We start from the raw sequence: 16,067 nt of genomic DNA, 5'->3' as shown, positions 1-16,067 counted from the left end.
ATAAAAATAAATTATTATTTTAATAAATATAACTTTTAAATATATATAATTTTTGACACACATTACACAAAAGGAAATACAATGTTTAAAAATTTAAATTTTGGTACAAAATTATTAATAGTACTAATATCCACAGTTGTATTATCATTAGCTACGATGGTATATTTTACAACTTCAAAAAGCTATGAAAATGCTGAACGACAGGCAAAAGATTATATAAAAGCTACTGTTACATCTTATGCAAATGAACAAAAAACTTTACTAGATAGCACTATTAATATTGTTCAATCTATGGTAAATAGAGTTGAAACAGGGATAAATACAGATGAAAAGCTAACAAATGCAGGAATGGTTGAGTTTCAAAAAGATATTTTGAAAAATAATGACTTTTTATTCACAGCTTGGATAGGTTTTTCAGATGATTCATATATGTTTAATAGATACGATGGAAGAGATAAAAATCCATACTATACTCCAAAAGGTGTTTTCCAACCTTTAGTTACAAACAATAATGGAAAATTTGAATTAGAGTTTTTACCAGAGTTCAACAAAGATGATATATATTTAAAATATGCAGTAGAGAATAGAAGAATCTCTATAACAGAACCTTATGAATATGAGATGGCTGATGGTAGAAAAGTTTTAATGGTATCAATTTCAGCTCCAATTATTATAAATAATAAAGTTATAGGAGTTGCTGGTGTTGATTTTACTCTTGAAACTATTCATCAAAGAGTTTCAGAAATAATTCTATTTGATAGTGGTTATTTATCAGTTTATGAACCACATGGTATTGTGATATCTCATCCTAGAACAGAAGCAATAGGAAAGCCTTTTTCAAATATGACTTCTAATCCTATGGTTTTACAAATTACTGAAAGAGGTTTAAAAGGTCAGAATTATGAGTATGTAGCAAAGAGTTTAAGAGATGGAAAAGAGGGCTATACTTACTCTTATGCTTATGAGTTTGGAGATACTAAAAGATATTGGATTATGGCGTGTTCTGTTCCTGTTGCTGAATTTATGAAACAATCAAATGAGATAAGAAATTTCTCTTTGATTTTTGCTTTAATTGTGACAGGATTGATTATAGCAATAGTTATGTACAATATGAGATTATTGAGTAAAAATTTAACACTAATAAGTGGTGGATTACTAGACTTCTTTGCCTTTTTAAATAAAGAGTCAAATAATACAACACCGATAAAACTAGACTCAAATGATGAGTTTGGTGTTATGGCAAAAGTTATAAATGAGAATATTTCAAAAACTCAAAACTTGATAGTACAAGATCATCTTCTAATAGAAGATGTAAAAAGAGTGGTTGAAGAGGTAAAATCTGGTCATTTAGATAAAAAAATAGAAAAATCAACAGCAAATGCTGGACTTGAAGAGTTAAAAAATAGTTTCAATGATATGCTAAGTATTACTCAAGAAAATGTTTGTTCAGATATAAATAAAGTTGTAGCTTTATTGGAAGATTTTAGTAAATTAAACTTTAGAGTAAGACTTGAAAATGACAATGGTAAAGTAGCAGTTGGTATAAATAATCTTGCAACTATTATAAATGATATGTTAAAAGAGAATAAATCAAATGGTTTAACTTTAGAAGAGAGTTCAAAAGAGTTATTAAAAGATGTTGATAAATTAAACTTAAGCTCAAACGAAGCAGCAGCTTCTTTAGAAGAAACAGCAGCAGCATTAGAACAAATAACTTCAAATATAAGAAATAATACAGAGAATATTGCAAAAATGGCTGAACACTCAAATGAGATTACAAAAGCATCTGCTTATGGAGAGTCTTTGGCAAATCAAACAACTTTAGCAATGGATGAGATAAATACTCAAGTAAATCTTGTAAATGAAGCAATAAGTGTAATAGACCAAATAGCATTTCAAACAAATATTCTAAGTCTAAACGCAGCAGTAGAAGCTGCAACTGCTGGAGAAGCAGGAAAAGGATTTGCAGTTGTTGCACAAGAGGTGAGAAATCTAGCTTCACGAAGTGCAGAAGCAGCTAAAGATATTAAAAATATAGTTGAAGATGCTACAAAAAAAGCAAATGAGGGAAAACAAATAGCTTCAAATATGATAGAGGGTTATAAAGGATTAAATGAATCAATAGTTCAAACAACTAATCTAATATCAGATGTAGAGATGTCAAGTAAAGAGCAATTAAATGGGATTGAGCAGATAAATGATGCGGTAAATAGCCTTGATAGACAAACTCAACAAAATGCAATGGTAGCAACAAAGGCAAATTCTATAGCACAAAATGTAGATGAACTTGCAAAACTAATAGTAGAAGATGCAAATAAAAAAGAGTTCAATGGTAAAAATGATGTAAGAGCAAAACAGATAAATAGTTCAAATATACAAACAAAAAGTGTAGTATCAGAAGTGAAAAAAGATACAAAAGTAACAACTTCAAAAACAACTAAACCTTCAAAACCTCAAACTATTAGTGATAATAGTTCTAAAGATGAGTGGGAGAGCTTTTAAAGCTCTTTCATAAACTTTTATAATAAAGCTAATAAAAAATATAGTTAAAACTTTCAAATAAAATAAAAATTGTTCCTAAAATACACATAATAAGAATTGTTAAATAATAATTTGGTTGAATAATAGCAAGATAAGATAAGATAAGATGTCCTCATATTTACATTATAGGATTAAGAATGCTAAATGAGGAATATTTAGAACTTCATAATAGAATTTTAAAGTTGTTGAAATATATCGAGAGTGAAAACAGTAAGTATAATTACGATTTTGATGATATATCAAAAAAGTTTTTCTTTAAAGATATTATAAACCAACTACACGAAATGAGAAGAGTTGTAGAGAAACTTCAAGAGAGATAATTTTATTAAAATAAAGAGTCAAAGAGAGTAAAATGCCAATAAAACTAGATTCAAATGATGAAGAGATAACTTCAAATAAGGATTCACTTTTAGATATTAAGAATTTAGAGGAGCTTTATATAAGTTCAGCAAAATCTTTAGATGAGATATTTACAAATAAGAGTAATTTTGTAGAAGAAGAGATGGTGATATTAAATAAGATTAAAAGTGTAGAGAGTAAAACACTTCCATTAGTAAAAGAGATTATAAAACTAAAATCACAAGAAGAGAATACAAAAGCTCTAAATTTACTTTTAAATGAAGCTGCTCCTTTGTTTACAAACTGGTTGGCTGTGATAAATGAGTTTATAGATTATCAAGAGGCAAAAATTAAATGAGATAAATCAATAGTTAAAACTTTCCAATAAAATAAAAATTGTTTCTAAATTACTCATAAGAAAAGATTATCTTAAATTCATTTGGTTGAATAATGGCAAGATAAGATAAAATAAGATATTTTTATATTTATATTAAAGAAAATGAGGGAGAGATATGTTTAAAAATATGTTAATAAGAAGAAAGCTATTTTCTTTATTTATTATGCCACTATTTGTAGTTATATTCTTACTTGGATTAGGTATTACTATACTATTTTATGAGTATCAAAATGCAACTAAAGCTGCTTCTATAGATGAAATAAAAAAAGTTGGAAATTTAATTCATGAGTTACAAATAGAAAGAGGTTTATCAGCTGGATTTGTTGCTTCAAATGGACAAAATAATAAAGAGGCTTTAATTAATCAAAGAAAAAAGGTTGATAGCTCTTTTGATGATTTATTACAATATCAAAGAAGATTAAATATAAATATTGCTAATAAAATACTCAATGATTTGAAAAATAAAAGAGAAGCTATAAACTCTATCTCTTTAAATGCAAACCAAAGTAGCTCTTACTTTACAGGTATAATTTATGATTTTTTTGAATATTATAGAAATATCTTATTTAAATCAGAAGTAACTAGTATTAAAAATCAGCTATTAGCTCACTATTGGATAATTTTTGGAAAAGAGAATTTAGGTCAGTTAAGAGCAAATTTAAATGCAACATTTACAATAAATGAGTTTAGAGATGATACTTTTGCAAAAGTTGGAGCAAATAAAACTATTTTTGAAACAGCATTTAAGAATTTTGAAGTAGATGCAAATAAACAGATTGTAAACTATTTTAAAACTAAATATCAAGGGGCAGATGTTTTAGCTATAAAAAATATGATGGATATTGCATTCACAAAAAATAAAGAGGGGAATTTTGATATTTCAGCACAAGAGTGGTTTACAAAAGCAACAATAGTTATTAATATTTTAAAAGAGGTTGAGGATTTTAGTATCAATTTTATAGAAGAAGAGATGAATAATAAAATTTCAACTATAATCAACTATATTTTACTCTTTTGTATTATTGGATTAATTATTCTTATTTCTACAATATTTTTATTTATAAAAATTTCTTCTAATATAGTTGGTTCTACAAAAAATTTACAAACAGGATTGTTAAACTTTTTTTCTTATTTAAATAGAGAAGAAAATAGTGTAAAAACACTTGATGATAGTGCAGAAGATGAATTTGGACAGATGTCAAAAGTAGTAAACCAAAATATCATAAAAACAAAAAAAGGAATAGAAGAGGATAGAAGATTAATAGATGAAACAATAGCTGTATTAGGAGAGTTTGAGCAAGGAGATTTGTGTCAAAGACTAAATATAGAAGTATCAAATCCAGCACTTACTCAATTAAAAAATGTTTTAAATAATATGGCTTCTAATTTAGAGAGTAATATAGATAATGTATTAAGTGTATTAGAGCAATATTCAAGCTATAACTACTTAAATAAGATAGATCAAAAAGGATTAAAAGAGCATTTACTAAAACTAGCAAGTGGTGTAAATAGTTTGGGTGATTCAATTACATCTATGTTAAAAGAGAATAAATCAAATGGATTGACTCTTGATGAGAGTTCAAATCTTCTTTTGACAAATGTTGATAAACTAAATCTTAGCTCAAATGAAGCAGCAGCAAGTCTTGAAGAAACAGCAGCAGCTTTAGAGCAAATAACTTCAAATATAAGAAACAATACAAATAGTATAGCTCAAATGGCAAGTTTTTCAAAAAATGTAACTGCTTCAGCATTGCAAGGAGAAACTTTGGCAAATCAAACAACAACAGCAATGGAAGAGATAAATACACAAGTTAGTGCAATAAATGAGGCAATTTCAGTGATTGACCAAATAGCATTTCAAACAAATATTCTTTCATTAAACGCAGCAGTTGAAGCTGCAACTGCTGGAGAATCTGGAAAAGGCTTTGCAGTAGTTGCTCAAGAGGTGAGAAACCTAGCAAATAGAAGTGCAGAAGCTGCAAATGAGATAAAATCTATTGTTGAAAATGCAACTTCAAAAGCAAATGAAGGAAAACAAATAGCAAATAGTATGATTGAAGGATATAAAGAGTTAAACACAAATATATCTAAAACTATGAACCTAATATCTGATATTCAAAATGCTTCAAATGAGCAACTTTTAGGAATAGAGCAGATAAATGATGCAGTAAATAGTCTTGATCAACAAACTCAACAAAATGCTATGATAGCTTCTCAAACTCATGATGTAGCAATCTTAACAGATGAGATAGCAAAACTTGTTGTAAAAGATGCTAATGACAAAGAGTTTATTGGTAAAAATGATGTTAAAGCAAAACAGATAAATACTGCAAAATTCTCTTCTTAATCACACATAATAGTACAAAACAAAGAGCCATTAACTTGGCTCTTTTTATATCTTAAATTTTCTAATATCTTTTTTTATTCAATAACTTAAACAATCTTTTTTAAACTATTTTTAATAACAACAGGTACAAAGAACATAGAAACAACATAAGAGATAAGTGTACCTCCAATAAGTGCAACTCCAAGCCCACCAAAAACTGCATCATTTGCAATTAAACTACTAGCAAAAACAAGAACTAAAACAGTTAAAATAATAGGTTTTGATCTTGTGGCTGCTGCTTTTGCTATTGCTTCGTTTACTTCTAAATGGTTTTCTAAAACAAGTTGTTTTGCAAAATCAATTATCAAAGTTGAGTTTCTTGAGTTTATCCCAATTAGTGCAATAAATCCTATAAGTGAAGTTGCAGTTAAATAAAAAGTATCACTTGTAAATATATCCATAATAATATGAGCTAGTATAACTCCAATAATTGATATAAAACTAGATAGCACAATCGCCCCACTTAGAGCAAAATTTTTATAATAAACAACCATTAAAAGAAAAATTAAAACAAGTGCAATAATAAAAGCAGTTCCCAAATCAATAAAAGTATCAATTGTAACTTTTAGCTCTCCATCAAAAACCAAATCAAATCTCTCATTAGTTTTTTTATCAATAAATGCAAGATTTAGCATATTTGTTTTTATTACATCATAATCTTTACTAAACTCTTCAATCATCTGTTCTCTTGATTTTAAAAGAGGATATATTTGACTATCATTTGAAGTTTCGGCTATTACATTTATTAAAATATTTAGATTTTTTGATGTAATTTCTGGCTCTTTTAAACTCTCTTTTATAGTTACAAGTTCAGAAATACTTATCATTTCGCCACGACTATTCATAATTTTTAATGCACTAAGTTTTGAGTTTAGGGCATCTTTTGAGTGATTTGTTATATTTTTACTATTCGATAATCTTAAAAAGATTGGAATTTGACTCTCTTTGTTTCTATCATTTATAACACCAACTTGCATTCCTTCAAAAGCTAGATATAAAGTTGCTTTTAGATGTTGTAAATCAACTTGACTCATCAAAGCTTTGTTGTTATTAATCTTCAAAGAGTAAGTTTTAAAATCACGATTTGCTAAAACATCAATATCCACTAAAGTATCTTGATTTTTAAAAATTTTTGCAACTTTTAAAGCAAAATCTCTTTGATTATTAAAACTATCTCCTCCATAAATTTCAGCAACCAAAGATGCAAGAACAGGAGGACCAGCTGGAAGTTGAATAAATTTTATTATTGCATCATCTTTAGAGCAAGAGTTTAAAACTTCATCTCTTAAAATATTAACAAGGTTGTAACTTGTAATATCTCTATTCTTAAATCTTTTAATATTTACCATAAGTTCAGCTTGACTCTCTTTGTCTTTTAAAGAGCTAAGCTTTACAAGACCTGCAAAATCTATTGGTTGACCTTGTGATAAGAATGCTGAAACATTTAAGACATTATCATTTTTTTGTAAAGTGTATGCAATACAATCAACCATAGATTTTGTCTGTTTTAAACTTGAACCATCTTTTAAATCTAAATATACAGAGAAACTATCTGAGTCCTTATCAGGAAGCATTTTTGCTTTTACAATTTTTGTTGGAAATGTTAAAACTGAAACTATAAAAAGTATTAAAGTAAAAAGTAATACAAACATACTCTTTTTTTTATTGTTTAAAATATCTAAAATAATATGCTCTAATCTCATTTTTTAGCCTTTAAAACTTTTTTTACTAAATATGGCGTAAACGCATAAGCAACAAATAGTGAAACTGCCAAAGAAATAGGTACAAATACAGGAAGAGGGTGCATAAACTCTCCCATCATTCCACCAACAAAAAACATTGGAATAAATACTAAAATAATAGCAATAGTTGCAATATTTGTTGGATTTCCTATCTCATTTGTTGCCTTTATTGCAATTTTTTCAATATCATCATTTGGATTTTGAATTTTGTGTCTATGAATATTTTCAATTACAATAATAGCAGCATCAACCAACATTCCAAGAGATACAATTAGAGCAAAAAGTGTTATTCTATTTACAGTTTCACCCAGTAAAAAACCTATAAACAGAGTTAAAGATAGAATCATAGGAACTGTTAAAGATACTATTAAAGCCTCTTTAAATCCAAGTGTAAAAATAAGTAAAATAAATATAATTACAATTGAGATAAAAAGATCTTTAATCAAAGCATTTACAGCATTATTAGCAGTATATCCATCATCTCTTGTGATTGTATATTTGATATTTTTTTCTAAAAGTGACTCTTTTATACTACTCATATACTCAAATATCTTCTCATTTATAACAACACTATTTGCACCTTTTAATTTTGATGCCATAAGTGTAATTTGTGGATATTCTTCTATATTTCCACTCTCATTTTTTAGATAAATATAGGCATCTTTTTTATTTTGTATCTCATAAGATCTCTCTATTTTTGCAATATCTCTTAGGTAGATTGGAGTTTGATAATTGTATGAAATGATTAGATTTTCCAAATCTTTTACGCTTTTTATAGCTTGATCAATACTCATTACAACAAGTTTGCCATCATCTGCATTTGTAGCTATATTTGGTGTGTTGTAGTTTAAAGCTTCAATACTTTTCATAACATTTGCAAGTGCTATGTTATAAGAGCTTAATTTGTTAATATCAACTTGAATATTAAATTGCTCTCTTTTTTCACCTTTTAAATCAACCATAGCAACATCTTCTATCTTGTTTATATCTTTTGATATACGATTTACTTCATTAAAAAGTTGCTCTTTGGTTAAAATATCTTTTCCATCTTTTTTTGAAGAGTAGAATGCGATTGTTGCTATTGGAATACCTGTATCAATATCCATTGTTTTAATTATTGGTTGTAGAGCATTTTTTGGCATTAAATCCATATTTCTCATAACTTGATCATATAGTTTTAGATTTGAGAACTCTTTATCTTCACCAATAAAAAATTGAACTTGAACAATTCCAACACTATCTTTTGCATAAGAGTAGATATGCTCAACCCCTTTTATCTCTTTTATCTTTTTTTCTAAAGGTTCAATAATTACTTTTTGAACTTCACTAGCTTTTGCATCTGGTAAAGCTACAATTACAACTCCACCACTAACTTTAATTTGAGGATTCTCCTCTTTTGGCATAAGTAAAAGTGAAAAGTAGCCTAAGATTAAAATAAAAATACCCAAAATTGCTGTTAATGGATGATTTATAAATGTTTGTGCAATCTTACCTGCAATATTTAAATCTCTACTCATTTTGATTATCCAAATATATTTTTACTTTTGCATACATAGCTGGATAGATATTGTAATCTTTTTTATCAAAAGCAATTTTTACTACAAATGAGTGAGAACTACTTTGATAGTTTGGAAATATTGCAATAACTTCTCCTTGTGAAAAGAAGTTTTGTGAAGGAATCTGTATATCTAACTTTTGATTTAAACTTATATTTTTTAAATTCGATTCAGATATATTTGTTTTTATAATTAAAGAGTTTAAATCTGTCAAAACCATATGAGGCATTCCAGGAATTGCCATCTCTCCCTCTTTGATAGATTTTTTTATAACTAAAGAGTCATTTAAAGCTCTTATTTTTAGGTAGTTATAGTTTGCATTTAACTCATCTAATTTTGCTTTAGCAGTTATTAAATTCAACTCCAACTGTTCATAATCAAATTTAGATATTAAATCTTGATCTAATAGCTCTTTGTATCTTTTTAGATTTAATTCAAGATTTTTTACCTGATTTTTAACTATTTGTTCATTATATTTAATATCTGTTGAGTCAATCTCATATAAAAGCTGAGCTTTTTTTACAATATCACCCTCATTTACATAAACTTTTGTGATATTTCCCATTACTCTACTTGAAATAATCTTCTCATTTTGCGACTCAACAACTCCATCAAGTTCTAAGTAAGAAGAGAGTAGTTGAGTTAAAGATAGAAGTATTAAAAACAGAAATCTCATTTTGTATCCTTTGTTAAGTTAAGTCCTAAAACCTGTTTTAATTTGGCTTTTGCTAAAGATGTTTCATATCTAGCATTTAAAAGCAAAGTTTGAGTTTTTCTAAAATTTGTCTCTTGAGCTAGAAGTGTAGTCATTGATATAAGTCTATTTTTGTATTGAAGTTTTGCTTGTTCTAAAACCTCTTGAGCTAACTCTAAACTTTTACTATTTGTTTCAACTGTTTTTTGCTTTGAATTAAGATTTAAAATCGCCTCTTGAAGCTCTAGTTTGATACCATCATCAAGCTTTTGCATATCTAATTTTGCTTTTAGAAGCTCTAATTTACTCTTTTCTAATTGGCTACTTCTAGTTTGATCAAATAGTGTAAGATTTACTCCTAAAAATGCCATATAGTAATCTTTGTCACTTGAAGCTGTAAAGTTGTTATCATTGTATCCATACTCTAATCTTGAAAAAATAGTTGGATAGTATGAGCCTTGTTTTGCTTTTATATTTTTACTATTTGCCTCAATTTCTATATTTTGCAAAGCTTTTTCATCTCTATTTAATAAAGCAATCTCATATAGTTTTTCAAATTCGTTTAGAGTAAACTCTAAGCTCTTTAAATCTTCTACATCTTTTATCTTCTCATTTGAGCTTAAAAACTTAAGATATGCAATTGATAAATCAAAATTGTTTTGTGCTTGTAGAAGTTGTGATTCAATATTTAGTAAGTATAGTTTTGCCTCATTTACATCTAGTTTTGTAACAAGTCCGTTTTCATGAAACTTAACTGCACCATTGGCAATAAACTCAACACTCTGTTTTGCTTTTTGTAAAGTTTTTACAAAATCTTTTGCCAAAACAGAGCTATTGTAGGCTTTTAAAACTTCAAGCTCAAGATTTTTTTCATTAAGATTATATAAAATTTCATTTGCTTTTTCTTGAAGTTTTAAGATACCTTTTTGGTGATAAAGAGCAAATCCTGTAAACAGAGGTAAATCATATGAAATATAGCTATTAATAGCTGTATATGCTTCTGGATAGTTTAAATCTTTAGGTTTTACATCTAAAACGTTTGGATTTGAAGAGTTAAATTCTCCTGCTCCAAAATCTTTAAATGTTGCCTCTCTACTAGATAGTTTTCCCATAAAAACATACCCAGAGTGATTTGTACGGCTAATATCACTATTTAATGATACTTTTCCAAAGTTTAAACCATCAATAAAATCACTATTTGTTTTTGCAATATCTATATTGATTTTTTGCTTTTGTAAATCTTTACTATTTTCTAAAGTTTGAGTTAAAAGTTCATCAAAAGATATTGTTTGAGAAAATAGAGTTGAAAAGAAGCTTATCAAAAATAAAATTTTCTTCATAAAAATTCCTTAAAATTAAAGTGGAAATTATAACAGAAAATTCTATTTTTTTCAAAAGAATTATAATTTAAATTTATAATTATAAATAAACATTCATTTACTTATAAGATATTTTTATTAAATATCTGAATACTCCTCTTTTATTTTAAGTATATCATCTAAATTTTCAAAGAATATATCAACAAGTTTTGGATCAAAGTGTTTTCCTCTTTGCTCTTTAATAAACTCTAAAACCTTTTCCAACTCCCAAGCTTTTTTGTAGCATCTATCGCTTCCAATAGCATCAAATACATCTGCTAAAGCTGTTATTCGACCAAATATTGGTATATCTTCACCTTTTAAACTATTTGGATATCCCGTTCCATCATACTTTTCGTGGTGAGTCAAAGCAATTTGTGAAGCTACTTTAAATAGAGGTCTATTTGAAATATGTAACATATCATAACCTTTTTGTGCATGAGTTTTAATAATCTCAAACTCTTCATTAGTTAGTTTTGCTGGTTTATTTAAAATAGCATCAGGAATTGCAATTTTACCAATATCATGCATAGGACTTGCAAGTTCTAGCATATCAACTTCATCTTCACAAAGACCATAAGCAGTTGCTAAAACTTTTGAATATTTTGCAACTCTTTTAATATGTTCACCTGTCTCTTGAGATCTAAACTCAGCAATAGATCCCATTGTAAAAATAATCTCTTTTTGAAGCTCCTCTATCTCTTTATTTGCTGTAATATCTTCTCTAACAGCAAAATATCCTATATGATTTCCTAAATCATCATATTCAGGCTCCAAATCAGCAATAACCCAATAATATGAGCCATCTTTTCTTAAGTTTTTTATCTCAATAGTTATCTTTTTTTCAGCCTTTAAACTATCCCAAATCTTTTTAAATGTAGATTTTTGCATATCTGGATGTCTTACAATACTGTGTGGTTGCCCCAAAAGTTCCTCTTTTGTATAACCACTAATTTTACAAAAAGCACTACTTGCATGAGTGATTGTTCCTTTTAAATCAGTTCTTGAGAAGATTACATTTTTATCATAAATATCAAGTAGTTTTTCAAGTCTGTTTTGTTGTTCTTGAATCATTTTTGTTTTGATTTTTACATCATTATCAAGCTCTTTTGCATACATAGTTTTTAGAAGATATAAAAATCCTATAAGATATAAAGCAGAAAAAATTATAACAATTGATAAATATTGATTTTTAAAGTTTATTAGTGGTGAATAATCCAAATTCTTTTTCTTAAAAAAGAGTAAAAATAGTCCCATATCTTGACCATTTGTATCTTTTATCTCTATATTTGTAAGGATATATTTATCTATTAATAAATAGTTTTCAATATTTAAAAAACTATTAACACCTCTTTTTTCAACTAATTTTAAAAGTGATTTATTTGCATCAATATTTACAACATAATTATCACCTATAAAAGTGTTGCTAAAAGGTTCGATTATTTTTCTACTCTTTTCTCTACTTAATATAAAAATAGGTTCTACATTTTCAAAATTCAAGTTTCTTGATATTGAGTTAAATTTAGATATAAACTCTACAAAACCTAAAACTTCTCCATTTGTATCATAAACTGGATTTATAGCTTTTAAAGTTAAATCAAATAGACCAGAACTTATATTTGTAGTTGGTTTTGGATTTTTTAAAAGCTCATTTAAATCAGTTCGAACAGTTGATAAGTCATCTCCTGACATCTCTTTCCAAGATCTATAAAAACTTCTTCCATTTTTATCAACAATATGCAACCAAAGATTTTTATAATCACTGTTTTCGTGTAAAAAATTTAGAGTTTTATTATAATTTAATAAACTTCTATCTTTTGTTTTTAAAGCTTGTATTAATTTTTCATCTTGACTTAAGATAAATGCCATGTTCAAAGTGTTGTCTTGTTTCTTTTTTATCTCATCTGTAAAAAGTTTTCTCATTTGAATACTTTTTTCTAAATATATATTGTTATATATTTCAGTTTTATTTGGAGAGTAGTAAAAATAGTGTGAAAAGGAGATTAGGCTTAAAAAGCCAATAGCAAAATATAAAATTTTTTTCATAAATATAAAACCTTAAATAGTTATTTAAAGGATTGTGCTAGGTTACCAATAATTAGTGGCCACCCATCAACAACAATAAAGAATATAATTTTTATAGGCAAAGATATCATTACAGGAGGTAACATCATCATACCTAAACTCATTAAAATAGAAGCTACTATTATATCAATAATTAAAAACGGTAAAAAGATAAGAAATCCTATTTCAAAAGCTGTTCTAAGCTCACTTACTATAAATGCTGGCATTAATAGTGTTAATGGAACATCATCGATATTTTTTGGATTTGGCTCTTTTTTTATTCTGTAAAATAGAGCTAAATCTGATTCTCTTGTGTTTTTTATCATAAAATCTTTAAAAGGGGCTACACCTTTTTCAAAAGCTTCTTGATAAGATATTTTTTCATCCATATATGGAACAATACTCTCATCCCAAGCTTTTTTCCCATAAGGTTCCATTATAAATATTGTCATAATAAGAGCTAAAGATATTACAATTTGTGTGGGAGGTGTTTGTTGAAGTCCCATAGCTTGTCTTAAAAGTGATAAAACAATTACAATTCTTGTAAATGAAGTTACCATTAATAGCAAAGTAGGAGCAAGAACTAAAAGAGCTAAAATAATAGCTATATTTATTGTTTTTACAAATTGTACTGGCTCTTCAAGGGCTGCAACAGATAGATTTATCATAGGAACAGGATCAGCAGCGAAGCTAAAAGTAGTTAAAAAAAGTACTCCTAAAAAAAGTCTCAATAAAAATTCCTAATAAATAAAATAGTTATGATTGTATCTAAGTTTAAATTAAAACTACTCAAGTTCAGTTATGTAACCTAAATCATAAAGCTTATTGTAAATATTACTTAAAATCCCACCAGTTGCTCTACCACCACTCTCTCCGTGCTCAACTATAATTGTAACAACATATTTAGGATTTTTATATGGACCAAATGCTGTAACCCAAGCATGAGATCTTTGATAATATTCAAGTTCACTCTCTTTCATTCTTACTTTTTCATCTTGAGGAATAGTATAAACTTGAGCAGTTCCTGTTTTTGCAGCTATTTTAACTTTTGAAGATATATGTCTATTGGCTGTTCCTTTTGGTGAGTGTACAACATCAAACATAGACTCTCTCATTAAATTTAAGTGCTCTTTTTTAAAATCAAGCTCTTTTGGCTCTTCATAAGCATCTTTTGTAAGATGTGGTTTTGGAAGTTTACCATTTGCAAAATATGCTGTAAATCTTGCAATTTGAAGTGGAGTTGTAAGCATATTTCCTTGACCAATAGATGTAATTACAGTCTCTCCAATGTACCAAGGTTCATTAAACCTTCTAGCTTTCCACTCTTTATTTGGATTTATTCCAATAAATTCATTATCCAAATCAATTCCTGTTTTTTGACCAAATCCAAATTTATCTAAAGTTTCAGAAATTTTGTCAATTCCAATTTTTAGGCTTCCTTTGTAGTAAAAATCATCACAACTTTGAATAATAGAGTCTTTAAAATCAACATTTCCATGACCTGTTAGTTTCCAACATCTAAAATTTCTATTTCCAATCTCTAAGCTTCCTGTACAATTTACACTGTAATTTTCAGGAATTCCATGTTCTAAAAATGATAAAGCAACACCCATTTTAATTACAGAACCAGGTGGATAAAGACCATTTGTAATCTTATTTGTAAAAGGGTGATTAAAGTCATTTCTTAAAACATCCCACTCTGCTTGAGATATACCTTTTACAAAGATGTTGCTGTTATATTCAGGAAAAGATGAAGCTGCTAAAATCTCTCCATTTTCTGAATTCATAATTACAACAGCACCACTTTTACCTTCAAACTCTTTTTGTAGAAATTTTTGAAGTTCAATATCAATTGTTAATTGAACATTATTATCTATAGATGGATCTCTTTGAGATATAATTTCAAGCTCTTTGTTATAGGCATTTACTTTGACCTCTTTGTATCCAATTTGACCTTGAAGTTTTTCATTATAATATTTTTCAATTCCACTTTTACCAATCATTGTTCCAAGTCTTGCTACTTCATTATCTTGTGCTTCTTCTTTTGTAGCTTTTCCAACATATCCAATAATATGTGTGGCTAATTCATTAAAAGGGTAGTGTCTTTTTGAAGAGAGTTCAACTTTAATATTTTGATTACTCTCAAGATATGTAAATTTTGCCAACATATCATCATAATCAACAAAATCTATAATTTTTATGAAATCATGATTATATGGTGAGTCGTTTCTTATGTATGTTTTATAAAGCTCTTCTTTGTTGTAGTTTGGTAGATGTTTAATAATATTTTCTAATGTTTCATCAAGTTCAGCTTTGTATCTATTAGCACTCATATGAGGTTTTATATTTATTGAAAATCCTATTAGATTTAGAGCTATTAAAGTATTGTTTCTATCTTCAATAATTCCACGAACTGGTAATTGATAACTCTTTTTAATATAGTTGTTTTTTGATAACTCTTCATAATAAGTATTTGACTTAATAGATAAAAAATATACTCTAGCTAGAATCATTAATGAAAGTGTTGTGATAATAATAAATACAATATTTAGCCTAATTTTCATAAAAATATTCCAAATAGTATAATGTCAAGAATTAGTCCAAAAAGAAGCACGAAAAAAATATATATTGAAATATCATAAAAAATTGTAAAAACAATTAGCATTCCAAGGTAAAAAAACATAATATAAATATAGTTATTTGCCTTTTCTTGCTCATATTTTGGAATTACAAACAAATATATAAAATATGCAATTAGTGATAGTGAAAAAGGCTTTAATCCCATATTTAACTCTATTAAAAGAAGAGCAAATACCACAAAAGAAAAAGAGTAGTAGTGCTTTTGTTTTAAAGTTCTATAAAATGCTATTGAAATAATTCCAGCAAAAGGAATAGTAATAAAAAAAGATGATGCTATAACAGATATAAATACTAAAATATAGATAAAAATTATTAAAAAAATTGGGTTATCTAAACTATTTATTGACATA

12 protein-coding genes are annotated in these 16,067 nt (G+C 27.2%); 4 read left to right on the top strand and 8 right to left on the bottom strand.

The features are described from left to right. Positions 1–81: 81 nt before the first annotated feature. From WC168_RS01920 to WC168_RS01905, 4 genes are all read left to right on the top strand, one after another. The gene (locus WC168_RS01920) at positions 82–2,502 is read left to right on the top strand and encodes a methyl-accepting chemotaxis protein (protein WP_372617230.1); all 2,421 of its coding nucleotides are present in this window, start codon (positions 82–84) and stop codon (positions 2,500–2,502) included. A gap of 176 nt (positions 2,503–2,678) precedes the next feature. Next, the gene (locus WC168_RS01915) at positions 2,679–2,861 is read left to right on the top strand and encodes a hypothetical protein (protein WP_279133426.1); all 183 of its coding nucleotides are present in this window, start codon (positions 2,679–2,681) and stop codon (positions 2,859–2,861) included. A 32-nt stretch (positions 2,862–2,893) separates the two neighbouring features. After that, entirely contained in the window at positions 2,894–3,238 is a 345-nt protein-coding gene (locus tag WC168_RS01910) for a hypothetical protein (protein ID WP_279133424.1), read from the top strand. Positions 3,239–3,392: 154 nt separating this feature from the next. Then, positions 3,393–5,624: a methyl-accepting chemotaxis protein gene (locus WC168_RS01905; RefSeq protein WP_372617228.1), complete on the top strand. Its 2,232-nt coding sequence runs from the start codon at positions 3,393–3,395 to the stop codon at positions 5,622–5,624. Between the two features lie 86 nt (positions 5,625–5,710). Here WC168_RS01905 and WC168_RS01900 read toward each other — a convergent pair whose 3' ends face one another. The 8 genes from WC168_RS01900 to WC168_RS01865 form a co-directional block, all read right to left on the bottom strand. After that, positions 5,711–7,366 carry an efflux RND transporter permease subunit gene (locus WC168_RS01900; protein WP_279135455.1) on the bottom strand — a complete coding sequence of 552 codons (1,656 nt, stop codon included), beginning with the start codon at positions 7,364–7,366 and terminating at the stop codon, positions 5,711–5,713. Then, positions 7,363–8,922, bottom strand: coding sequence for an efflux RND transporter permease subunit (locus tag WC168_RS01895; protein ID WP_372617226.1), 1,560 nt, complete (start codon positions 8,920–8,922; stop codon positions 7,363–7,365). The genes WC168_RS01900 and WC168_RS01895 overlap by 4 nt, the downstream gene beginning before the upstream one ends. Continuing rightward, entirely contained in the window at positions 8,915–9,637 is a 723-nt protein-coding gene (locus WC168_RS01890) for an efflux RND transporter periplasmic adaptor subunit (protein WP_066161619.1), read from the bottom strand. The genes WC168_RS01895 and WC168_RS01890 overlap by 8 nt, the downstream gene beginning before the upstream one ends. After that, complete coding sequence (locus WC168_RS01885; protein ID WP_372617224.1) at positions 9,634–10,995, bottom strand: TolC family protein; 1,362 nt, start codon at positions 10,993–10,995, stop codon at positions 9,634–9,636. The genes WC168_RS01890 and WC168_RS01885 overlap by 4 nt, the downstream gene beginning before the upstream one ends. Positions 10,996–11,112: 117 nt before the next feature. Beyond that, the gene (locus WC168_RS01880) at positions 11,113–13,059 is read right to left on the bottom strand and encodes an HD domain-containing phosphohydrolase (protein ID WP_372617222.1); all 1,947 of its coding nucleotides are present in this window, start codon (positions 13,057–13,059) and stop codon (positions 11,113–11,115) included. A gap of 20 nt (positions 13,060–13,079) precedes the next feature. Continuing rightward, positions 13,080–13,808 carry a flagellar type III secretion system pore protein FliP gene (fliP, locus tag WC168_RS01875; RefSeq protein WP_066161613.1) on the bottom strand — a complete coding sequence of 243 codons (729 nt, stop codon included), beginning with the start codon at positions 13,806–13,808 and terminating at the stop codon, positions 13,080–13,082. Between the two features lie 54 nt (positions 13,809–13,862). Beyond that, positions 13,863–15,641 (bottom strand): penicillin-binding protein 2, encoded by a 1,779-nt coding sequence (mrdA, locus tag WC168_RS01870; protein ID WP_066350996.1) that lies wholly within the window; start codon positions 15,639–15,641, stop codon positions 13,863–13,865. Beyond that, the gene (locus WC168_RS01865; RefSeq protein WP_372617219.1) at positions 15,638–16,066 is read right to left on the bottom strand and encodes a hypothetical protein; all 429 of its coding nucleotides are present in this window, start codon (positions 16,064–16,066) and stop codon (positions 15,638–15,640) included. The genes mrdA and WC168_RS01865 overlap by 4 nt, the downstream gene beginning before the upstream one ends. Position 16,067: the final 1 nt, after the last annotated feature.

Origin of the sequence: Aliarcobacter sp. (genome assembly GCF_041672065.1) — a bacterium.
GTDB classification, from domain to species: Bacteria; Campylobacterota; Campylobacteria; order Campylobacterales; family Arcobacteraceae; genus Aliarcobacter; species Aliarcobacter skirrowii.
This window is presented reverse-complemented; position numbering and strand designations above follow the sequence as displayed.